Source organism: Pseudarthrobacter equi (assembly GCF_900105535.1).
Taxonomy (GTDB): domain Bacteria; phylum Actinomycetota; class Actinomycetes; order Actinomycetales; family Micrococcaceae; genus Arthrobacter; species Arthrobacter equi.
In genome coordinates this window covers 2,436,610-2,457,142 of record NZ_LT629779.1, presented here as the reverse complement: position 1 = coordinate 2,457,142, position 20,533 = coordinate 2,436,610, and the positions used below count along the sequence as shown (strand labels likewise).

Genomic DNA, 20,533 nt, shown 5'->3' with positions numbered 1-20,533 from the left:
ACGATTTCCAGGAGATAACCACCATGACTACTCCCACCCAGCAGCTCTCCGAAGCCGGAGTTTCCATCTGGCTCGATGACCTGTCCCGCGGACGCCTCGACACCGGCACCCTCCGCAAGCTCATCGAAGAAAAGAACGTGGTTGGCGTAACCACCAACCCGTCCATCTTCCACGCCGCGATCACCGCCGGCACGGACTACGACGCCACCATCGCTGCCAAGGCAGCAGCCGGCGCCAGCGTGGAGGAGACGATCTTCGAGATCACCACCACCGACGTCGCCGACGCCTGTGACCTGTTCGCCCCCGTGGCGGCAGCCACCAAGGGTGTTGACGGCCGCGTCTCCATCGAGGTGGACCCCCGCCTCGCCTGGGACACCAACGGCACCATCACCGAGGCCAAGCACCTTTACAAGAAGGTCAACAAGGACAACGTCCTGATCAAGATCCCGGCCACGATCGAGGGCCTGGAAGCCATCACCGCCACACTGGCAGAGGGCATCAGCGTCAACGTGACCCTCATCTTCTCCCTCGAGCGCTACCGCGCGGTCATCAACGCCTTCCAGGCAGGCCTGGAGCAGGCGAAGGAGAACGGGCACGACCTCTCGAAGATCCACTCCGTGGCATCCTTCTTCGTCTCCCGCGTGGACAGCGAAATCGACAAGCGCCTCGACAAGATCGGTACGGACGAAGCCAAGGCCCTCAAGGGCAAGGCCGGCCTGGCCAACGCCCGCCTCGCCTACCAGGTGTACGAGGAACTCTTCGCCACCGAACGCTGGGCGCTCCTCGCCGAAGCCGGCGCGCTCCCCCAGCGTCCGCTGTGGGCCTCCACCGGCGTGAAGGACCCGGCCTACCCGGACACCCTCTACGTGACCGAACTGGTTGCTCCCGGCGTCGTGAACACCATGCCGGAAAAGACCCTGGACGCCACCTTCGATCACGGCGTGGTCACGGGTGACACCGTTTCCGGCACCTACGCCGACGCCAACGCCACCCTGGATGCGCTCGAAAAGCTCGGCGTCTCCTACAACGAAGTCGTTGCCCTCCTGGAATCCGAGGGCCTCGATAAGTTCGTGGCCAGCTGGAAGGAACTGCTGGCCGATGTCGAAGGCGCCCTCGCCTCTGCACGGAAGGCCTCCTAACCACCCATGAGCACACTCAGCTACGAAGCCACCGGTGCCGCGCAGCAGGCACTCGAACAGCACCTTCCCGCCCTCGTCGAGGACAGGATTGCCAGCCGGATCTTTGCGAAGGACCATACCCTCTGGGGTCCCGACGCTGAGCCGGAGTCCGCAATCCGCCTCGGCTGGGTCGAGGCTGCAACGGTCTCCCAGCCGCTGGTGAAGGACATCCTGGAACTGCGCGACGCCCTCCGGGCCGAGGGAGTCACCCGTATTGCCCTGTGCGGCATGGGCGGATCCTCGCTGGCCCCCGAGGTCATCGCCGGCACCGCCGGCGTCGAGCTGACTGTGCTGGACAGCACAGACCCTGACCAGGTCCGTGCTGCCCTGGCGGACCGTCTGGCCGAGACCGCCATCGTGGTCTCCTCCAAGTCGGGTTCCACCGTTGAAACCGACTCCCAGCGGCGCGTCTTCGAGAAGGCGTTCAACGACGCCGGCATCGACGCCAACAGCCGGATCATCATCGTCACCGATCCCGGTTCGCCCCTGGACAAGGCCTCCCGTGAAGCCGGCTACCGCGCCGTATTCAACGCCGACCCCAACGTTGGCGGCCGCTTCTCTGCACTGACCGCGTTTGGCCTGGTGCCTTCCGGCCTGGCCGGCGTGGACATCCAGGCGTTCCTGGACGAGGCTGACGAAGCTGCAGAGGTCCTGAACGACGACGCCCCCGAGAACATCGGTCTGGCCCTCGGCACCGCACTGGGCGGTACCAGCCCGCTGCGCAACAAGATCGTCATCGCCGAAGACGGGTCCGGCATCGTGGGCTTCGCCGACTGGGCTGAGCAGCTCATCGCCGAATCCACCGGCAAGCTCGGCACCGGAGTGCTGCCCGTTGTGGCAGGTCCCGACTCCCCCGAGGTCAACTCCGGCGCGAAGGATGTCCTCGTGGTCCGCCTCGTGGCCGCGGATGCCGACGTCGAACTTGGTGAAAACGAAGTTGCCATCGCCGGCGGCCTCGCCGCCCAGATGATGGTCTGGGAGTTCGCCACCGCAGTGGCAGGCAGGCTCCTGGGCATCAATCCGTTCGACCAGCCTGACGTGGAAGCCGCCAAGGTTGCGGCCCGCGGCCTGCTGGACGCGCAGCCCGAACCCACTCCCGCAGCGTTCGTCGATGGTTCCATCGAAGTCCGCGGCGGGGAATGGCTTGGCGGCGCATCAACGGCCGCAGAAGCTGTCAGCGCACTGCTGGACACCCTCCAGCCGGACAGCTACCTCAGCGTCCAGGCCTACTTCGACCGGCTGGCGTTCGCGCAGCTTGAAGGCGTCCGCGACGAGTTCGCGGCGGTGACGGGACGCCCCGTGACGTTTGGGTGGGGTCCCCGGTTCCTGCACTCGACCGGGCAGTTCCACAAGGGCGGCCCCGCCATCGGCGTGTTCCTCCAGGTGACGGCCGAGTCCACAGAGGACCTCGCCATCCCCGAGCGTCCCTTCACCTTCGGCGAACTGATTTCCGCCCAGGCCGCCGGTGATGCCCAGGTCCTCGAGGAGCACGGCCGCCCCGTGCTCCGGCTGCACCTGACCAACCGAGCCGCCGGCGTGGCACAGCTGCAGGACATCGTTTCTGCACTGTCTGCCCGGGCATCCGCTACCGAAAGCTAAGGCGCACAAGCAACATGCCAGAAACTGAATACGGCAGGACTTCCGGAACACGTTCCGGAAAGTCCGGCCGGAATCCCCTGCGGGATCCGCGTGACCGCCGGTTGAACCGGATTGCCGGTCCGTCGTCGCTGGTGCTCTTCGGGGTTACCGGCGACCTCGCCCGGAAGAAGCTGATGCCGGCTGTGTACGACCTCGCCAACCGGGGGCTGCTGCCGCCGAGTTTCGCGCTGGTCGGGTTCGCCCGCCGTGAGTGGGACAAGGAAGACTTTGCCGCTGAGGTGAAGGCCTCCGTCCAGGCCCACGCACGGACCCCGTTCGATGAGGCGGTCTGGAACCAGCTCTCCGAGGGCATCCGGTTCGTCCAGGGTGAATTCGACGACGACGCTGCGTTTGAGCGGCTCGGCGAGACCATCAAGGAACTCGATGATGTCCGCGGCACCCGCGGGAACCACGCGTTCTATCTGTCGATCCCGCCGAAGGCCTTTGAACAGGTCTGCCGGCAGCTGTCCAAGCATGGGTTGGCACAGGCCGACGGCGACAAGTGGCGGCGCGTGGTCATCGAGAAGCCGTTCGGCCACGACCTCCAGTCCGCGCGGCAGCTGAACGACATTGTCGAATCGGTTTTCCCGCCGGATGCGGTGTTCCGGATCGACCATTACCTGGGTAAGGAAACGGTCCAGAACATCCTGGCGCTGCGTTTCGCCAACCAGCTGTTCGAGCCGCTGTGGAACGCGAACTATGTGGACCACGTTCAGATCACCATGGCGGAGGACATTGGTACCGGTGGCCGTGCCGGGTACTACGACGGCGTGGGTGCAGCCCGCGACGTCATCCAGAACCACCTGCTCCAGCTGCTGGCGCTGACCGCGATGGAGGAGCCCATTTCCTTCAACGCCGATGACCTGCGCGCGGAGAAGGAAAAGGTCCTGGCAGCGGTCAAGCTCCCGGAGGACCTGTCCACGCATTCTGCGCGGGGGCAGTTCTCCGGCGGCTGGCAGGGCGGCGAGCAGGTCCAGGGCTACCTGGAGGAAGAGGGGATCCCCGCGGACTCCACCACGGAGACCTACGCCGCGGTGCGGGTGGACATCCACACGCGCCGCTGGTCAGGAGTCCCGTTCTACCTGCGTGCCGGCAAACGCCTGGGCAGGAGGGTCACGGAGATTGCCGTGGTCTTCAAGCGCGCCCCCAACCTGCTGTTCCGTGACCACGGTGAGGACGACTTCGGGCAGAACGCGGTGGTCATCCGCGTCCAGCCTGATGAGGGCGTCACCATCCGGTTCGGTTCGAAGGTCCCGGGCACCCAGATGGAAGTCCGGGATGTGACGATGGACTTCGGCTACGGCCACTCGTTTACCGAGTCCTCGCCCGAGGCGTACGAGCGCCTGATCCTGGACGTGCTCCTGGGTGAACCGCCGCTGTTCCCCCGGCATGAGGAAGTGGAACTGTCCTGGAAGATCCTTGACCCGTTCGAGGAATACTGGGCGCAGCTGGACGAACAGCCCGAACCCTACGCCCCGGGTTCCTGGGGCCCTGCCTCGGCTGATGAGCTGCTGGCCCGTGACGGACGAACCTGGAGAAGGCCATGATTGTCGATTTGCCGGACACCACCACCTCGAAGGTGTCCAAGAAACTCATGGCCCTGCGGGAACAGGGCGGCGTTATCGCCCTGGGCCGGGTCCTGACCCTCGTGGTAGTGACGAAGTCCGGCCTCGAAGAGGAAGCTATTGAGGCTGCAAACGACGCCAGCCGGGAACACCCCTGCCGGATCATTGTCCTCGCCGACGCCGGAAAGGACGCTGGTGACCGGTTGGACGCCCAGATCCGGGTTGGCGGCGACGCCGGCGCCTCGGAGGTGATCGTGCTGCGCGGCTACGGCCAGCTCGCCCACGAAAGCGAGTCGCTCGTCGCGGCGCTGCTGCTCCCGGACGCGCCGATTGTGGCCTGGTGGCCGCACGGTGCTCCGGAGAATGCCTGCGAAACCTCCATCGGCGCGATCGCGCACCGACGGATCACGGACTCCGCGAACGAACCCGATCCCCAGGCGGCCCTCGAACGGATCCATGGCACCTACAAAGCCGGTGACACCGACCTCGCCTGGACGAGGCTGACCAACTGGCGCATCCAGCTCGCTGCGGCTCTTGACGAAGCGGATTCCTCCCCCGTCACGGCTGTGGCTGTGGAAGGTGCCTCGGACTCGCCCAGCACCATCCTGCTGGCTGCCTGGCTGACCCTCACCCTGGACGCCCCCGTCACCATCGTGGCGGATCCGGCAGGAACCGGCATCCGCCGGGTCCGGCTCACCCGGCCCGGCGGTGACGTCCAGCTGTTCCGACCCGGGCTCTCGGTGGCGGAACTCACCCAGCCCGGTCAGCCTGCCCAGCGGATCTCCCTCCCGCGCCGCAGCCTCCGTGACTGCCTCGCCGAAGAACTGCGCCGGCTCGACCCGGATGAGGTGTTCGGCGAAGTGATTACTATTGGACTGCCACGTACAAACCTAAGGAGCGTCCGGCCCAGTGAGCGTTGACCCAAGAGTAAGCATTCATCCCGATTCGTCCGTGCTGATGGCTGCCATCGCGGCACGCCTGATCACCAAGCTCGTCGATGTCCAGGACAAACACGGTGAGGCCACCGTTGTCCTGACCGGCGGCACGGTGGGCATCGGCACGCTGAAGGCTGTTGCAGACTCTCCGGCGGCTCCGGCCGTCGACTGGTCAAAGGTGAATTTCTGGTGGGGCGACGAGCGGTTCGTGGGATCTGCCGACGGCGACCGGAACACCAGGCAGGCGCACGACGCCCTGCTGAAGCACATTCCCGTGGATCCGGAGCGCATCCACGAACCCGGTTCCTCGGACGACTTCGAAACGCCTGAAGAGGCGGCTGATGATTATGCGCGTCGGCTCCGTGAAGCGGCAGCCGCCGAACATGCCGCCGACATGTCCGACGACCGTCCGGAAGAGCCCGGGGTCCTTCCCCGGCTTGATGTCGTCCTGCTGGGTGTGGGTCCCGACGCGCACGTTGCGTCGCTCTTCCCCGAACAGGCCGGCATCCGCGAGAAGGAACGCACGGTGGTGGGGGTGCGCAATTCCCCAAAGCCGCCGCCGCAGAGGATTTCGCTGACGCTGCCGGCTATCAACACTGCCGCTGAGGTCTGGATGGTGGTGGCCGGCGAGGATAAGGCCGGTGCCGTTGGCCTGGCCCTCGCAGGGGCCACCCCGGTCCAGGTCCCCGCGGCGGGGCCGCGGGGAACGTCCCGGACCTTGTGGCTCATCGACGAGAATGCGGCCTCACGGGTCCCGCAGCAGCTCGTCCGGAAGGACGCCGCGGGCGCGTAACCGTTCCAGCGCTCCGGCCAGCACGTCTTCGGCGTCCTGGTCGGAGCGCCGCTCTTTAACGTACTCGAGGTGCGTTTTGTAGCCGTCGTCGAGGGCCTCCGTGCCGGCGGCCTCGGAACCGTCCCTGGATGCCAGCGCTCCGCAGCGCCGGCAGTCCCAGACGGCCGGGATCTGGACGTCAGGGAGCTGCAGGAAAACAGGCTCCGTGACGTGCCCCTTTGCACACCAGTACGAAACCCGGATCCTGGGCAGCGGGCTGCCGTGGTCGGCGCCGCCTTGGAGGCTTGAGCCCGTCCCCGCTGTCACCCCAGCCCGCGTACCGCGGAAACCTGACACTGGATGGACCATTGGAACTCCTGCCTCGGGATGACTGGTTCTGCCGGTTAAAACAAAACTGTGGCTGTCGGAAGCCGACAGCCACAGTTTAGTTCGCAGGCGCGCGGGGCGGGAGGGCCCAGCGGCATGCCAGTGTTTGAAGTTAGGGGTCAGGAGTCCCCGGCGCCGCTGAACCGCATGATCAGGCCCAGGGCGATGATGACGATTCCCCAGGTCACGCCGAGGATGATGGTGAACCTGTTGAGGTTGCGCTCAGCCACACCGGATGAGCTGAGTCCTGAGCTCATGCCGCCGCCGAACATATCCGACAGCCCGCCGCCACGTCCTTTGTGAAGGAGGATGAGCAGCGTCAGCAGGAGGCTGGTGATGCCCAGGAGGATCTGCAGGATGACATGAAGAACGTCCACGACGGCCTTTCAGGAAGTTAGTGGGGCGGGAGTGCGTGCGCCGGGACGGACTAGTCCGTCACCAGGTGACTCTCGAACCTGACAATATTAGCAAACTCAGCCGGGTCCAGGCTGGCGCCACCCACAAGCACGCCGTCAACGTCGCGCTCCTTCAGGATGGCTGCCGCGTTGTTGGCCTTGACCGAGCCGCCGTAGAGCAGCCGGGTCTTGGCAGCAACGTCCGCGCCGAACAGTTTCTCCAGCTCGGCCCGGATGGCGGCGCACATCTCCTGCGCGTCCTCCGGTCCGGCAACCTCGCCCGTTCCGATGGCCCATACGGGTTCGTAGGCAACCACGAGCTCTGCCGCCTGCTCGTCGGTCAGGCCTGCCACGCCGGCGCGAAGCTGGTCCAGGGTGTGGTTGACGTGCGTGCCGGCCTGGCGGATCTCCAAGCCCTCACCGACGCAGAGGACAGGGGTGACGCCGTGCTTGAAGGCGGCCTTGGTCTTGGCGTTCAGGACGTCGTCCGACTCGTTGTGGATGGTACGGCGTTCGCTGTGGCCCACCAGCACGTACTTGCAGCCCAGCTTGCTCAGGAACTGCCCGGAGATGTCACCGGTGTAAGCGCCGGAGTCGAACTGGGAGAGGTCCTGGCCGCCGTAGGCCACATCCAGGTCGTCGCCCTGGACCAGGGTCTGGACACCGCGGAGGTCCGTGAAGGGCGGGAATACTGCAACCTCGACGCGGCTGTAGTCGTGCTTGGCGTCCGAGAGTGTCCAGGCCAGCTTCTGCAGGAGGGTGATGCCCTGCACGTGGTCCATGTTCATCTTCCAGTTGCCGGCGATGAAGGGCTTACGGTCGAAGGCGCCGTTCGTAGACGTTGTCACGTGTTCTCCAAAATGGTCTTGTAAAGTGTGCGGCCGGCAGGCTGCCGCGGGCAACCTGCCGGCCGAAGGACAGGAGCGTTGCTGCTCCCGGCGGTTGGTTCTACCGGTCCAGAATGCTCAGGCCCGGGAGTTCCTTGCCCTCAAGGTACTCCAGGCTGGCGCCACCGCCGGTGGAAATGTGCCCGAACTGGTCGTCGGCGAAGCCGAGGGTGCGAACAGCGGCAGCGGAGTCGCCGCCGCCCACCACGGTGAACGCTTCCGTTTCGGTCAGGGCCTGGGCGATGGCACGGGTTCCGGCGGAGAAGGCTTCGAATTCGAAGACTCCCATGGGTCCGTTCCAGAACACCGTCCGTGCGCCCTTGATCCGGTCCGCGAAAGCAGCTGCCGAGTCGGGACCGATGTCCAGCCCGATGCCGTTGGCACCGAAGCTGCTGCCCTCGATGGCGTCCGCGGCAACCGTTTCGTGCGCGGCGTCGGCAGCGAACTTCTCCGCCACCACAACGTCCGTGGGAATCACGAACTCGGTGCCGGCATCCGAAGCGCGCTTCAGGTAGTCCTGGACAACGCCGATCTGGTCCTGTTCGAGCAGGCTGGCGGCCACCTTGTGCCCCGCCGCAGCGAGGAACGTGAACAGCATGCCGCCGCCCACCAGGATGGTGTCTGCCTTGCCGAGCAGGTTATCGATCACGGCGAGCTTGTCCGAGACCTTCGATCCGCCCAGGACCACCACGTAGGGACGCTGGGTGTCGGCCGTGAGCTTGCGCAGGACCTCCACCTCGGTGTGCACCAGGTCGCCCTGGTAGGACGGCAGCCGGGACGCGACGTCGTAGACGCTTGCGTGCTTGCGGTGGACAGCACCGAAGGCGTCATCCACGTACGCGCCGTTCCCGCCGGTCAGCGCCACGAGCTCGTCAGCGAAGGCGCCGCGCTCGGCGTCGTCCTTGCTGGTTTCGCGGGCGTCGAAGCGGACGTTCTCCAGGACCAGGGCTTCGCCGTCCTGCAGGGAAGCTGCTGCTTCCCTGGCAGAGTCACCGACGGTGTCGGCGGCGAGGGTGACCTTGAAGCCCGCCAGTTCCGCGAGGCGGTTCACGGCGGGGCGGAGGGAGTACTTATCCTCGGGGGCGCCCTTCGGGCGTCCGAGGTGGGCTGTTACCAGCACGCGGGCACCGGCGTCCGTGAGCTTTGCCAGCACTGGGAGGGAGGCCTTGATGCGGCCGTCGTCAGTGACTGTAGAGCCGTCGAGCGGCACATTCAGGTCGCTTCGGACCAGAATGTACCGCCCGCGGACACCTTCAGCGATCAGTTCGTTGAGGGTGTGGGATGTCATGCGTCTAACCCTAGCCCAGCTTGGACGCGACAAGCTCCGTGAGGTCGACGAGGCGGTTTGAGTAGCCCCATTCGTTGTCATACCAGGAAACAACCTTGACCTGGTTGCCGATGACCTTGGTCAGCCCGGAGTCGAAGATCGAGGATGCGGGGTCGCCAACGATGTCCGAGGAGACGATGGGCTCTTCCGTGTAGGTCAGGAAGCCCTGCAGTTCGTCGGACTCGGAAGCGCGCTTGAGGGCAGCGTTGACTTCCTCGACGGTGGTTTCGCGGCCGACCGTCACGGTGAGGTCAGTGGCGGAACCGGTGGGGACGGGGACGCGGATGGCGTAGCCGTCCAGCTTGCCCTTGAGCTCCGGGAGAACCAGGCCGATGGCCTTGGCAGCACCCGTGGAGGTGGGGACCATGTTGATGGCTGCGGCACGGGCACGGCGGAGGTCGCTGTGGGGGCCGTCCTGCAGGTTCTGGTCTGCGGTGTAGGCGTGCACGGTGGTCATCAGGCCGCGTTCGATGCCGAACTCGTCGTTGATGACCTTGGCCAGCGGGCCCAGGCAGTTGGTGGTGCAGGAAGCGTTCGAGATGATGTGGTGCGTCGCGTTGTCGTACAGGCCGTGGTTCACGCCCATAACGATCGTGATGTCTTCATCGGACGCCGGGGCGGAGATGAGGACCTTCTTGGCGCCGGCATCAATGTGCTTCTGCGCGGCGGCAGCCTTGGTGAAGAAGCCGGTGGACTCGATGACGATGTCCACGCCCAGCTCGCCCCACGGCAGGTTGGCGGGGTCACGCTCGGCCAGGACCTTGATGACGTTGCCGTTGACGACGATGTTGCCGTCCTTGACCTCGATGGTTTCCTTCAGGCGTCCGCCCACGGAGTCGTACTTGAACAGGTGGGCCAGCGCCTCGGGGCTGGTGAGGTCGTTGACGGCAACGATTTCGAGGTCCGCACCCTGGGCGAGTGCTGCGCGGAAGTAGTTGCGGCCAATACGGCCGAAGCCGTTGATACCAATACGGGTCGTCACTTTTCAGTCTCCTTGGTGCTTGAAGCAAGCACTACTAGTTGAGCGGGCGTTCAAGCCAACTAACAGATCCCGCACGCCATTGGGCAGAGATGATTTACAGACGGAGGGCGACCAGCCTCATTGCTGAAGGCTAACCGCCTTCCGTGACCTATCTTACGTTTAACTGGGTCCGCCCCCGCAAGTGCGGGGGCGGCCAGTCCACATGGCGGCCTTATTAAGTCCGAATGTGAAGTTTGTAACAAGCATGTGTGCTGCAGGTTACGGGAGGGTGATGAGCCCGGTTGCGTTGCTGCGGGCGGCGTCAAAGCGCTTGGCGACGTCGGCCCAGTTCACGATGTTCCAGAATGCCTTGACGTAGTCGGCCTTGACGTTCACGTAGTCCAGGTAGAAGGCGTGCTCCCACATGTCCAGCATGAGCAGCGGCGTGGTGCCCAGCGCCACGTTGCCCTGCTGGTCGTACAGCTGCTCGATGACCAGGTTTCCACCGATGGGCTCGTAGGCCAGGAAGCCCCAGCCCGAACCCTGCAGGCCGAGGGCGGCTGCGGAGAACTGGGCGCGGAAGGCGTCGAAGGAACCGAACGCGTCATCGATGGCTGCAGCCAGTTCACCCTCGGGCTTGTCGCCGCCGTCCGGGGAAAGGTTGTTCCAGAAGACCGAGTGGTTGACGTGTCCGCCGGTGTGGAAAGCGAGGTCCTTGGAGAGCCGGTTGATGTTGGCGAAATCGCCCTTCTCCCGTGCCTCTGCCAGCTGGGCCAGCGCGTTGTTGGCGCCTGCAACATAAGCTGCGTGGTGCTTGCTGTGGTGCAGCTCCATGATGCGCGCAGAGATGTGCGGCTCAAGGGCGGCGTAGTCGTACTTGAGTTCGGGCAATACGTACTCAGTCACAAAATCCTCCAATATCGTGGACTTTCGGTCCGGTTGGTGACTCTCGGATTATGCATCCGGACGTCTGGCGCCCGGAATTATTTTTGATTCTAGGGGCCCGCTACTCGTCGAGCATTTCGGGCGTCACATTGGCGTCGGTGCCGGGAATCCCCAGGTCAAGGGCCCGCTTGTCCGCCATCGCCAGGAGCCGGCGGATCCGGCCGGCGATGGCGTCCTTGGTCATCACAGGATCGGCAAGCCTGCCGAGTTCGTCCAGGCTGGCCTGTTTGTGGGCCACGCGCAGTTCGCCGGCGTACTTCAGGTGATCCGGGACGTCGTCGCCAAGGATTTCCAGGGCGCGGTCCACGCGGGCGCCGGCAGCGACGGCGGCCTGCGCCGAGCGGCGGAGGTTGGCATCATCGAAATTGGCGAGGCGGTTGGCGGTGGCGCGGACCTCCTTGCGCATCCGGCGCTCTTCCCAGACCATGAGTGCGTCGTGCGCGCCCATGCGGGTCAGGAGCGCGGCGATGGTGTCGCCGTCGCGGATTACCACCCGGTCCACGCCGCGCACCTCGCGCGCCTTGGCCTGGATGTCGAGGCGGCGGGCGGCACCGACCAGTGCCAGGGCGGATTCAGGCCCGGGGCAGGTCACTTCGAGCGACGACGAGCGGCCGGGTTCGGTCAACGAGCCGTGGGCCAGGAACGCACCCCGCCACACTGCTTCGGCATCCGCCGCGGAGCCGTTGACGACGGCGGACGGCAGCCCCCGGACGGGGCGTCCGCGGCCGTCCAGGAGGCCGGTCTGGCGGGCCAGGGCCTCGCCGTCGCGCACTACCCTGACCACGTACCTGCTGGCCCTGCGGAGCCCGCCGGCGGACACCACGATGATTTCGCTCTGGTGCCCGTAGACCTCTGCGATGGCTGCCCGGAGGCGCCGCGCCGTGGATGCAAGGTCCACCTCTGCCTCGATGACGATCCGGCCGGAAATGATGTGCAGGCCGCCCGCGAAACGGAGCATCGCGGAGACCTCAGCCTTGCGGACGGACGACTTCTTAATGTCCAGACGGGACAGTTCTTCTTTGACCGATGCTGTCAGTGCCATGGCACCTTCCTAACTGTTCCCAAAAATGTCCTGGTACGCCGTGGCCAGCCGCAGGGGGTCATGGACGGGACGGCGTCCCGACGCCCCTACTTTACCCAAGACCACCTCGGCGCCGATCATCGCGGCGGCCTTCTCGAACTCCTGGCGGTCGGGGACGGAGGCAGGATCGGCCAGGACAACGTCAACGTTGAATCCGGGGGCGTAGCGGCGCAGGACGTGCAGGTGGTCCGCGGCCGTCATGCCCGAGGTTTCCTTGGTGTCCGTGGCGAGGTTCATGGTCAGGCAGCGTTTGGCGGGAGTGTTGCACAACGCCTGGCGCATCTCCGGCAACAGCAGGTGGGGCAGCACCGAGGTGTACCAGGAGCCCGGGCCCAGGATGACCCAGTCAGCAAGCTCGATGGCGGTCAGCGCTTCCGTGCAGGCGGGTGCCGACTCCGGGAGCAAACGGACGTTTTCCAGCGATCCTGCCACGGCGCAGCGGGCCTGGCCGTGGACCGTCTGCAGCACCGATCCCCCGTCCGGCGCCGTCACGCGGACGTCGCCTTCGATGGTGAGCGGCACCGTGGACATGGGCAGGACCTGGCCGCGGGCACCCAGGAGCGCCCCGGCCCAGGTCAGGCCGGCGACGGCGTCGCCCAGCAACTCCCAGAGCGTCACGATCAGCAGGTTCCCCATGGCGTGTTCGTCGAGCGATCCGCCGGGGCCGCTGCTGGGGCGGAACCGGTGCTGCATGACGTCGCGCCAGGTCCGCCCCCAGTCCGTGTCGTCGCAGAGCGCGGAGAGCGCCATCCGGAGATCTCCCGGCGGGAGGACACCGTACTCTTCGCGCAGGCGCCCGGATGAGCCGCCGTCGTCCGCCACTGTGACGATCGCGGTGAGCTTGGAGGTGAGGAGGCGGAGGGCGGACAGCGAGGCTGAGAGCCCGTGGCCGCCGCCCAGCGCAACAATGGTGGGCTCGGTGTCCTGCGGGCCGGCGCCCGGTCCCGTGGCAGGGGGAACCAGCGGCAGCGCGCCGGTGAACAGCGCCATTACTCGCGGCCCAGATCCCGGTGGGTGGTGGTCACGGTGACCCGGGGATACTGCGCGAGCTTTTTGGAAAGCTCGACGGCGACTGCCACGGAGCGGTGTTTCCCGCCCGTGCAGCCCACGGCGATGGTGGCGTAGTGCTTGTTTTCGCGCCGGTAGCCATCGAGGACCGGCTCGAGGGCCAGAACGTAGCGGTCCACGAAGTTCTTGACCCCCTCGGCCTCCAGCACGTAGTCGCTCACGTCCTTGTCCAGGCCCGTGTGCGGACGCAGCTGCGGCACCCAGTGCGGATTGGGAATGAACCGGACGTCGGCCACGTAGTTGGAGTCCACGGGCAGGCCGTATTTGAAGCCGAAGCTCATGACGTTCAGCCGCAGCGCCACCGGGCCCGTTTCGCTGAAGAGTTCGGTGATGGCGGTGGCCAGGCCGTGCACGTTGTAGCCGGAGGTGTCCAGCACGACGTCGGAGCTGTCGCGCAGTTCCTGCAGGAGCTCGCGTTCGGCGGCGATACCGTCCAGGATGCGGCCCCCGCCCTGCAGCGGATGCGGCCGGCGTCCCTGCTCGAAGCGGCGGACCAGGACGTTGTCGCTGGCGTCCAGGAACAGCACCCGGAAGGTGACACCGCTGGCGGCCAGGGCGCCCAGGGTGGCACGGATGTCCGCGAACAGGCCTTTGCTGCGGACATCGACGACAACGGCCAGCCGCGGGATGGACTGTGGGGCGTGCGAGACAAGCTCGGCAAGGGTTCCCAGCATCTGGGGTGGCAGGTTTTCCACGACGTACCAGCCGTGGTCCTCGAGTGCATCGGCGGCGGTGCTGCGCCCCGCACCGGACATCCCGGTAACCACCAGCAGCTCCGCTTCGAGGGGTTTGACGGGCTCCATGCCGTCCTGCCCCGCCTCGGATTCCGCCGAAGTGCCTGCCATTGAGTCCGCCCCATTTCCGTTGTTGGTCCGCGGGGCAGCGCCGGCGCAAACCCCGCCACTTACCCTAGCTAAGTTTCAATGATTTCGCCGGTGGTCATGTTGATGGCCGGCACTGTGACCGCTGCGGGACCATCGCCGGAGAAGTGGCTGACGATGGCTGCGGCCAGCGCCGGACCGATCCCCTTCGCCTGGGCGAGCTCCTCGGGTGTCGCCGCTTTGACGCCCTTGACCGACCCGAAATGGGTCAGCAGCGCCTTGCGCTTGGAGGCGCCCAGCCCCGGAACGCCGTCCAGCGCCGAAACGGTCATGGCTTTGCCGCGCTTCTGGCGGTGGAACGAAATGGCGAACCGGTGCGCCTCGTCGCGGATGCGCTGCAGCAGGTACAGGCCCTGCGAGGTGCGGGGAAGGATCACCGGGAAGTCGCTGTCCGGCAGCCAGACTTCCTCCAGGCGCTTGGCCAGGCCCACCACGTAAACGTCGTCGATGCCCAGGTCCGCCAGGGCCCGTGCGGCCGCATTGACCTGCGGCTGCCCGCCGTCCACCACCACCAGGTTCGGCGGGTAGGCAAACTTGGCTTTCGGCGCCGGAGTGGTGGTGTCCAGCACCGCGTCTTCTGCGGCAGCCTCCCCGTCCGGGGATTCCAGGACCGCCTCATCCACCTGGGCGGACTTGTCCTGGAGGTAGTGGCGGAAGCGCCTGGTGAGGACGTCGTGCATGGCCGCGGTGTCATCGGAGGCGGCCGGTCCGGTGATGGAGAATTTCCGGTAGTCGGATTTCTTGGGCAGCCCGTCCTCCACCACCACCATGGACGCCACCACGTTGGTTCCCTGGACGTGGGAGACGTCGAAGCATTCGATGCGCAGCAGCGGCACGGGGAGGTCCAGCGCTTCCTGGAGTTCCTGGAGAGCCTGCGACCTCACGGTGAGGTCCCCTGCGCGGCGGGTCTTGTGCAGCTTCAGGGCATGCTCTGCGTTCTCCCGGACCGTGGACATCAGGGCGGCCTTGTCGCCCCGCTGCGGGACGCGGACGTCCACCCTTGCTCCGCGGATGCCGCTGAGCCATTCCGTCAGCTCCTCCGCGTTGCTGGGTGCCACGGGAACCAGCACCTCCCGCGGCAGCCGGCCGTGGGTCTCGCCGTCCTCGCCGTAGACCTGCTGGAGCAGGTGTTCCACGAGGTCCGGCGTGGTGAAGTCCTCCACCTTTTCCACCACCCAGCCGCGCTGGCCGCGGATCCTGCCGCCGCGGACGTGGAACACCTGCACAGCGGCCTCGAGTTCATCCTCGTGGAGCGCGAACACATCAGCGTCCGTGTCCTCAGCCAGCACCACTGCGTTGCGCTCAAAGACCTTCCGCAGGGCCGTGATGTCGTCGCGGAGCCGGGCGGCCTGTTCGTAGTCCAGCCTGCCCACGGCGGCCGCCATCTGCTTTTCGAGCTTGTTGGTGAACCGCTTCGCTTCGCCGCCCATGAAGGCGCAGAAGTCTTCAGCAAGGGCTCTGTGGTCTTCCGGGGAAATCCTGCCCACGCAGGGCGCCGAGCACTTGTCGATGTAGCCCAGCAGGCACGGGCGCCCGCTGGACTCGGCACGTTTAAACACCCCGGCGCTGCAACTGCGGACCGGGAAGACGCGGAGCAGGGTGTCCATGGTTTCGCGGATGGCGCCGGCCGTGTACGGCCCGAAGTAGCGGGTCCCTTTCCGCTTGTCACCGCGCAGCACCTGCACCCGGGGGTATTTCTCGCCGAGGGTGACGGCCAGGTAGGGGTAGGTCTTGTCGTCGCGGAACACCACGTTGAAGCGCGGCTTGAATTCCTTGATCCAGGTGTACTCCAGCTGCAGGGACTCGAGCTCGCTGCCCACCACGGTCCACTCCACGCTGCTGGCCGCGTGGACCATGGCAAAGGTCTTGGGCAGCAGTCCGGCGGGGTTGGCGAAGTAGGAGTTCAGGCGGGAGCGGAGGCTCTTGGCCTTTCCCACGTAGATGACCCGTCCGTGCGGATCCCGGAACCGGTAGACGCCCGGGTTGGTGGGGATTTCACCTGTCCGGGGCCTGTAACTTGCTGGATTTGCCACCTATACAGTCTACTGAGCCGCGCCGCCCGGCTTTGCCGCCGCCGAATTTTCAGCGTGCACTTATTCCCGGCGGGCCCGCCGCGGGTGCAAGTGCGTCGCCCTACTCCGCGATTTTGCTTTGGTTGTAGCTGGTGGAGCGCTGCTGCCCGCTGAGGTCGGCGATGGCGTCCATGATGCGGTCCGTCACTTCGCGCCGTGCAGGCAGCGAGTGGTCAGGCCCGGTCTTGTCGAAGTACAGCGGCTCCCCCACCTTCACGGTGAAGTGCTGCGGCTTCACGCCCTTTTCGCCGGCCCGCTGCAGGTTCTCCGTGCCGATCAGGCCCACGGGAACTACGGGTGCCCCGGTGGTCAGTGCCAGCCAGCCAACGCCCGTGCGGCCCCGGTAGAGGAGTCCGTCCCGGGAACGGGTGCCCTCCGGGTAGATGCCAATTCCCTTGCCTGATTCAAGGATGTCCAGCAGGGTCTTGAGCGCCTGGACGCTGGCGGCCTGCTCACCTCGTTCCACCGGGATGGAACCTACGGATTCAAAGAAAGCCTTCATCACTTTCCCTTTGACGCCGCCGGTGGTGAAGTACTCTGCCTTGGCGAAGAACGCCACCGGGCGGGGCATGAGGGCCTGGACAATGACGCTGTCAAAGAAAGACAGGTGGTTGGGGGCAACGATGAAGGGCCCGTCCTTGGGGACGTTTTCGAGGCCGACGACGGTGGGCCGGCAGGTGCCCGAGATCAGGTTGCGGGTGGTCCAGCGGACGACATCAAACATTTCCATCGTTGGTCACCTCGCTCATGGCGGAGGCGTGGATGGACTGGAGCCGTTCCACGGCGTTGACGAGTTCGGCGGCATTCGACACGACGGTGAAGGCACCGGCGCCCTCAAGCTCGCCCTCCGGAGCGAATCCCCACGCCACACCGATGCAGTCCAGGCCGTTGGCAATGGCGCCCGAAACGTCCTGCGCACGGTCCCCGACCATGACGGCGTGGTGGGTGTCGAGGTCCTTCAGGGCGGCGGCGATGATCTCCGTTTTTCCGAGCGGGACGCCGTCGACTGCGGATTCATTGTCCGCGGAGCCGTGGATGCCGCGGAAGAGTCCGTCAATGCCATGGTGGGCCAGGACGGTCCGGGCGATGGCCTGCGGTTTCTGCGTGGCCACGGCTACGGGCAGGCCGGCTGCAACGAACGTTTCCAGGACTTCCCGGATACCCGGGTAAAGCCGCCCCTGAGCGATTCCGGTCTCCGCGTAGTAGGCGCGGTACCGGCGGATCACCTCGTCGAGGCGGTCCGCCGGAACCTTCGCCACGTTCAGCAGGGCGTCGCTGAGCTTGGGGCCAATCATGGAGTCGAGCAGGTCCTGCCTGGGCACGGGAAGTCCCAGCTCTGTCAGGGCCGAGGAAATTCCGTCAGTTATCCCACCGGCAGGATCGACAAGAGTGCCGTCCAGGTCAAAAATCACGGGCACTGTTGTTGAAGTCACCGGGTTAGTTTCTCATGCCTTTACGGGTGCCCGAAACTCGCATTCCATCAGCGGAATACTTCCGGTGGAACCGCGCAGAGCTCAGCCGAGGATTTCGGCCAGGAACGCGGCGGTGTGGCTGGTGGTGGATGTGGCCACCTGCTCGGGGGTACCCGTGGCCACGATCTTCCCACCGCCGGAGCCGCCGTCGGGCCCCAGGTCAACGATCCAGTCCGCACTCTTGATGACGTCAAGGTTGTGCTCGATGGTGATCACCGTGTTGCCCTTGTCCACCAGCCCCTGCAGGACCAGCAGCAGCTTCCGGATGTCCTCGAAGTGCAGGCCCGTGGTGGGCTCGTCCAGGACATAGACGCTGCGGCCGTTGGACCGCTTCTGCAGCTCGGCTGCCAGCTTCACGCGCTGCGCCTCACCGCCGGAAAGGGTGGTGGCAGGCTGTCCGAGGCGGACGTAGCCCAGTCCGACGTCCACCAGCGTGTTCAGGTGCCGTGCGATGGGCGAAAATGCCGCGAAGAACTCGGCACCTTCCTCGATGGGCATGTTGAGGACGTCGGCGATGGTCTTGCCCTTGTAGTGGACTTCAAGGGTTTCCCGGTTGTACCGGGCGCCGTGGCACACCTCGCAGGGCACGTAGACGTCCGGCAGGAAGTTCATCTCGATCTTCAGGGTGCCGTCGCCCGAGCATGCTTCGCAGCGGCCGCCCTTGACGTTGAAGGAGAACCGGCCTGGCAGGTAGCCGCGGACCTTCGCTTCGGTGGTCTCGGCGAAGAGCTTGCGGATGTTATCGAACACACCGGTGTAGGTGGCGGGGTTTGAACGCGGTGTCCGGCCGATGGGGCTCTGGTCAACGTGGACCACCTTGTCGAGGTGCTCGAGGCCCTGGACCGTCTTGTGCCGCCCGGCCACCTGCTTGGCCCCGTTGAGCTTGTTGGCGAGCACCTTGTAGAGGATTTCGTTGACCAGCGTGGACTTACCGGAGCCACTGACACCTGTGACGGCCGTCAGCAGGCCCAGCGGGAAGGTTGCGTCCACGTTGGTGAGGTTGTTCTCCCGCGCGCCGACCACCTTCAGTTCGCGCTTCTTGTCGTACTTGCGGCGCTTCTTGGGGATCTCGATGCTCTTCCGCCCGGACAGGTAGTCGCCGGTCAGGGAGTTGGTGTTGTCGAGGAGCTCCTTATAGGAACCGGAGTGGACCACCTGGCCGCCGTGCTCACCGGCGCCCGGTCCAATGTCGACGATCCAGTCGGCCACATGGATGGTGTCCTCGTCATGCTCCACCACGATCAGGGTGTTGCCCATGTCGCGGAGCCTGGTGAGGGTGTCGATCAGGCGGCGGTTGTCGCGCTGGTGAAGGCCAATGGAGGGTTCGTCCAGGACGTAAAGGACACCCACCAGGCCGGAGCCAATCTGGGTGGCCAGGCGGATACGCTGCGCCTCGCCGCCGGACAGGGTGGCGGAGGGACGCTCCAGGTTCAGGTACTCCAGGCCAACATCCAGGAGGAAGGTCAGCCTGGCCTGGATCTCCTTGAGCACCTGGTGGGCAATCTGCGCCTCACGGCCGGTGAGGACAAGGTTGTCCAGGAACGCCGCGCATTCACGCATGGGCAGCGCTGCCACTTCGGCAATGGACTTGCCGTTGATCAGCACCGACAGTGAGGCGGGGTTCAGCCGTGCTCCGTTGCAGGCAGGGCAGGGAATCTGGCGCATGTACTCTTCGTAGCGGTCGCGCGCCCAGTCAGAGTCGGTTTCGCCGTGCTTGCGGTGGACATACTGGATGGCACCTTCGAAGCCGGTGCTGTACTTGCGTTCGCGGCCGAACCGGTTGCGGTACTGCACCACCACCTTGTGGTCCTTGCCGTGCAAGACAGTCTGGCGGACATCCTTGCCCAGCTTTTCCCAGGGGGTGTCCATGGAGAACCCGAGCTCCTTGGCCAGGCCCTCCAGGAGCCGGTTCCAGTACTCGGTGGTGGCGGTGCCAAGGGACCAGGGCGCGATGGCGCCTTCCGACAGCGAAAGCTCGGGGTTGGGGACGATCAGCTCGTCATCCACCTCCAGCTTGGTGCCGATGCCGCTGCAGGCAGCGCAGGCCCCGAACGGGTTGTTGAAGGAGAAGGACCGCGGTTCGATTTCGTCGATGGCCAGCGGGTGCTCGTTGGGGCAGGCGAGGTTTTCGGAGAAGGCCCGCGTGCGCCCGGCGTCGTCCGCGTCGAGGTCGACGAACTCGGCCAGGACCCGGCCTTCGGCGAGGCCGAGGGCGGTTTCGATGGAGTCGGTCAGGCGCTGGCTGATGCCTTCCTTGACCACCAGGCGGTCCACCACCACTTCGATGGTGTGCTTGTACTGCTTGCCGAGCTTGGGCGGGTCGCTGAGCTGGATGAGGTCGCCGTCCACCCGCGCCCTGGAGTACCCCTTGGCCGAGAGCTCCTTGAAGAGGTCGACGAATTCGCCCTTGCGTCCCCGGACTACGGGTGCGAGGACCTGGAACCGGGTTCCGTCCTCAAGCTCCAGCAGCTGGTCCACGATCTGCTGCGGGGTCTGCTTGGCAACGGGTTCGCCACAGACGGGGCAGTGCGGCCGGCCGACGCGTGCCCACAGGAGGCGCATGTAGTCGTAGATCTCGGTGATGGTTCCCACCGTTGACCGGGGGTTCTTGCTGGTGGACTTCTGGTCGATGGAGACCGCCGGCGACAGTCCTTCGATGAAGTCGACGTCGGGCTTGTCCACCTGGCCCAGGAACTGGCGCGCGTAGGCGGAGAGGGACTCGACGTAGCGGCGCTGGCCTTCGGCGAAGATGGTGTCGAAGGCGAGGGAGGATTTGCCGGAACCGGACAGGCCGGTGAAGACGATCATGGCGTCGCGGGGCAGGTCGAGGTCCACATTGCGCAGGTTGTGCTCACGCGCGCCCTTGACCACAAGTCGGGAGAGATCGTGGCGTTGCGGGCTGTCGGCAGAGGTGGCGGTGAAGGAAGCGGGGACGGCTGTTTCTTCGGCTACGGCTTTAGGCACCCCAT

General features: G+C 65.9%; 18 protein-coding genes. 5 read left to right on the top strand and 13 right to left on the bottom strand.

Annotated features, from left to right (window positions below):
* The first annotated feature begins 23 nt into the window (after nucleotides 1-23).
* From tal to pgl, 5 genes are read left to right on the top strand one after another with little or no spacing between them, the layout of a single operon-like run.
* A complete protein-coding gene (gene tal / locus BLT71_RS10990) occupies nucleotides 24-1,139 on the top strand; it encodes a transaldolase (RefSeq protein WP_091720114.1) in 1,116 nt (371 codons plus the stop codon).
* Between the two features lie 6 nt (nucleotides 1,140-1,145).
* Nucleotides 1,146-2,777 carry a glucose-6-phosphate isomerase gene (locus BLT71_RS10985; protein ID WP_091720113.1) on the top strand — a complete coding sequence of 544 codons (1,632 nt, stop codon included), beginning with the start codon at nucleotides 1,146-1,148 and terminating at the stop codon, nucleotides 2,775-2,777.
* Nucleotides 2,778-2,791: 14 nt separating this feature from the next.
* On the top strand, nucleotides 2,792-4,363 hold the full coding sequence (gene zwf / locus BLT71_RS10980; RefSeq protein ID WP_056078980.1) for a glucose-6-phosphate dehydrogenase: 1,572 nt from the start codon (nucleotides 2,792-2,794) through the stop codon (nucleotides 4,361-4,363).
* Complete coding sequence (locus BLT71_RS10975; protein WP_015937030.1) at nucleotides 4,360-5,301, top strand: glucose-6-phosphate dehydrogenase assembly protein OpcA; 942 nt, start codon at nucleotides 4,360-4,362, stop codon at nucleotides 5,299-5,301. Before zwf ends, BLT71_RS10975 begins: the two co-directional genes overlap by 4 nt.
* A complete protein-coding gene (gene pgl / locus BLT71_RS10970; RefSeq protein WP_091720101.1) occupies nucleotides 5,291-6,109 on the top strand; it encodes a 6-phosphogluconolactonase in 819 nt (272 codons plus the stop codon). The genes BLT71_RS10975 and pgl overlap by 11 nt, the downstream gene beginning before the upstream one ends.
* Here pgl and BLT71_RS10965 read toward each other — a convergent pair.
* The 13 genes from BLT71_RS10965 to uvrA all read right to left on the bottom strand — a co-directional run bounded on the left by BLT71_RS10965 (nucleotide 6,062) and on the right by uvrA (nucleotide 20,528).
* On the bottom strand, nucleotides 6,062-6,457 hold the full coding sequence (locus BLT71_RS10965) for an RNA polymerase-binding protein RbpA (protein WP_091720098.1): 396 nt from the start codon (nucleotides 6,455-6,457) through the stop codon (nucleotides 6,062-6,064). The genes pgl and BLT71_RS10965 overlap by 48 nt on opposite strands.
* Before the next feature lie 137 nt (nucleotides 6,458-6,594).
* A complete protein-coding gene (secG, locus tag BLT71_RS10960; protein ID WP_015937027.1) occupies nucleotides 6,595-6,852 on the bottom strand; it encodes a preprotein translocase subunit SecG in 258 nt (85 codons plus the stop codon).
* A 50-nt stretch (nucleotides 6,853-6,902) separates the two neighbouring features.
* Nucleotides 6,903-7,718, bottom strand: coding sequence for a triose-phosphate isomerase (gene tpiA / locus BLT71_RS10955; RefSeq protein WP_091720095.1), 816 nt, complete (start codon nucleotides 7,716-7,718; stop codon nucleotides 6,903-6,905).
* A 100-nt stretch (nucleotides 7,719-7,818) separates the two neighbouring features.
* Complete coding sequence (locus tag BLT71_RS10950; RefSeq protein ID WP_091720093.1) at nucleotides 7,819-9,045, bottom strand: phosphoglycerate kinase; 1,227 nt, start codon at nucleotides 9,043-9,045, stop codon at nucleotides 7,819-7,821.
* A gap of 10 nt (nucleotides 9,046-9,055) precedes the next feature.
* Nucleotides 9,056-10,066 carry a type I glyceraldehyde-3-phosphate dehydrogenase gene (gene gap / locus BLT71_RS10945; protein WP_091720090.1) on the bottom strand — a complete coding sequence of 337 codons (1,011 nt, stop codon included), beginning with the start codon at nucleotides 10,064-10,066 and terminating at the stop codon, nucleotides 9,056-9,058.
* 258 nt (nucleotides 10,067-10,324) lie between these two features.
* Nucleotides 10,325-10,951 (bottom strand): superoxide dismutase, encoded by a 627-nt coding sequence (locus BLT71_RS10940; protein WP_015937023.1) that lies wholly within the window; start codon nucleotides 10,949-10,951, stop codon nucleotides 10,325-10,327.
* A gap of 100 nt (nucleotides 10,952-11,051) precedes the next feature.
* Nucleotides 11,052-12,032, bottom strand: coding sequence for a DNA-binding protein WhiA (gene whiA / locus BLT71_RS10935; RefSeq protein WP_015937022.1), 981 nt, complete (start codon nucleotides 12,030-12,032; stop codon nucleotides 11,052-11,054).
* Between the two features lie 9 nt (nucleotides 12,033-12,041).
* Nucleotides 12,042-13,061 (bottom strand): gluconeogenesis factor YvcK family protein, encoded by a 1,020-nt coding sequence (locus BLT71_RS10930; RefSeq protein WP_091720086.1) that lies wholly within the window; start codon nucleotides 13,059-13,061, stop codon nucleotides 12,042-12,044.
* Nucleotides 13,061-13,984 (bottom strand): RNase adapter RapZ, encoded by a 924-nt coding sequence (gene rapZ / locus BLT71_RS10925; RefSeq protein WP_091720083.1) that lies wholly within the window; start codon nucleotides 13,982-13,984, stop codon nucleotides 13,061-13,063. The genes BLT71_RS10930 and rapZ overlap by 1 nt, the downstream gene beginning before the upstream one ends.
* A 68-nt stretch (nucleotides 13,985-14,052) precedes the next feature.
* Nucleotides 14,053-16,053, bottom strand: a complete 2,001-nt coding sequence (gene uvrC, locus BLT71_RS10920) for an excinuclease ABC subunit UvrC (protein ID WP_091720080.1) — start codon at nucleotides 16,051-16,053, stop codon at nucleotides 14,053-14,055.
* 100 nt (nucleotides 16,054-16,153) lie between these two features.
* The gene (locus BLT71_RS10915) at nucleotides 16,154-16,822 is read right to left on the bottom strand and encodes a lysophospholipid acyltransferase family protein (protein ID WP_091720078.1); all 669 of its coding nucleotides are present in this window, start codon (nucleotides 16,820-16,822) and stop codon (nucleotides 16,154-16,156) included.
* Nucleotides 16,809-17,525: an HAD hydrolase-like protein gene (locus BLT71_RS10910; protein ID WP_091720075.1), complete on the bottom strand. Its 717-nt coding sequence runs from the start codon at nucleotides 17,523-17,525 to the stop codon at nucleotides 16,809-16,811. The genes BLT71_RS10915 and BLT71_RS10910 overlap by 14 nt, the downstream gene beginning before the upstream one ends.
* An 81-nt stretch (nucleotides 17,526-17,606) precedes the next feature.
* Complete coding sequence (uvrA, locus tag BLT71_RS10905; protein WP_091720073.1) at nucleotides 17,607-20,528, bottom strand: excinuclease ABC subunit UvrA; 2,922 nt, start codon at nucleotides 20,526-20,528, stop codon at nucleotides 17,607-17,609.
* Between the last annotated feature and the right edge of the window lie 5 nt (nucleotides 20,529-20,533).

Excerpts from the sequence above, each read along its gene's own strand:
- tal (WP_091720114.1), top strand. The coding sequence starts at position 24 with ATGACTACTCCCACCCAGCAGCTCTCCGAAGCCGGAGTTTCCATCTGG.
- BLT71_RS10985 (WP_091720113.1), top strand. The coding sequence starts at position 1,146 with ATGAGCACACTCAGCTACGAAGCCACCGGTGCCGCGCAGCAGGCACTC.
- zwf (WP_056078980.1), top strand. The coding sequence starts at position 2,792 with ATGCCAGAAACTGAATACGGCAGGACTTCCGGAACACGTTCCGGAAAG.
- BLT71_RS10975 (WP_015937030.1), top strand. The coding sequence starts at position 4,360 with ATGATTGTCGATTTGCCGGACACCACCACCTCGAAGGTGTCCAAGAAA.
- BLT71_RS10965 (WP_091720098.1), bottom strand. The coding sequence starts at position 6,457 with ATGGTCCATCCAGTGTCAGGTTTCCGCGGTACGCGGGCTGGGGTGACA.
- BLT71_RS10950 (WP_091720093.1), bottom strand. The coding sequence starts at position 9,045 with ATGACATCCCACACCCTCAACGAACTGATCGCTGAAGGTGTCCGCGGG.
- whiA (WP_015937022.1), bottom strand. The coding sequence starts at position 12,032 with ATGGCACTGACAGCATCGGTCAAAGAAGAACTGTCCCGTCTGGACATT.
- BLT71_RS10930 (WP_091720086.1), bottom strand. The coding sequence starts at position 13,061 with ATGGCGCTGTTCACCGGCGCGCTGCCGCTGGTTCCCCCTGCCACGGGA.
- rapZ (WP_091720083.1), bottom strand. The coding sequence starts at position 13,984 with ATGGCAGGCACTTCGGCGGAATCCGAGGCGGGGCAGGACGGCATGGAG.
- BLT71_RS10915 (WP_091720078.1), bottom strand. The coding sequence starts at position 16,822 with ATGGAAATGTTTGATGTCGTCCGCTGGACCACCCGCAACCTGATCTCG.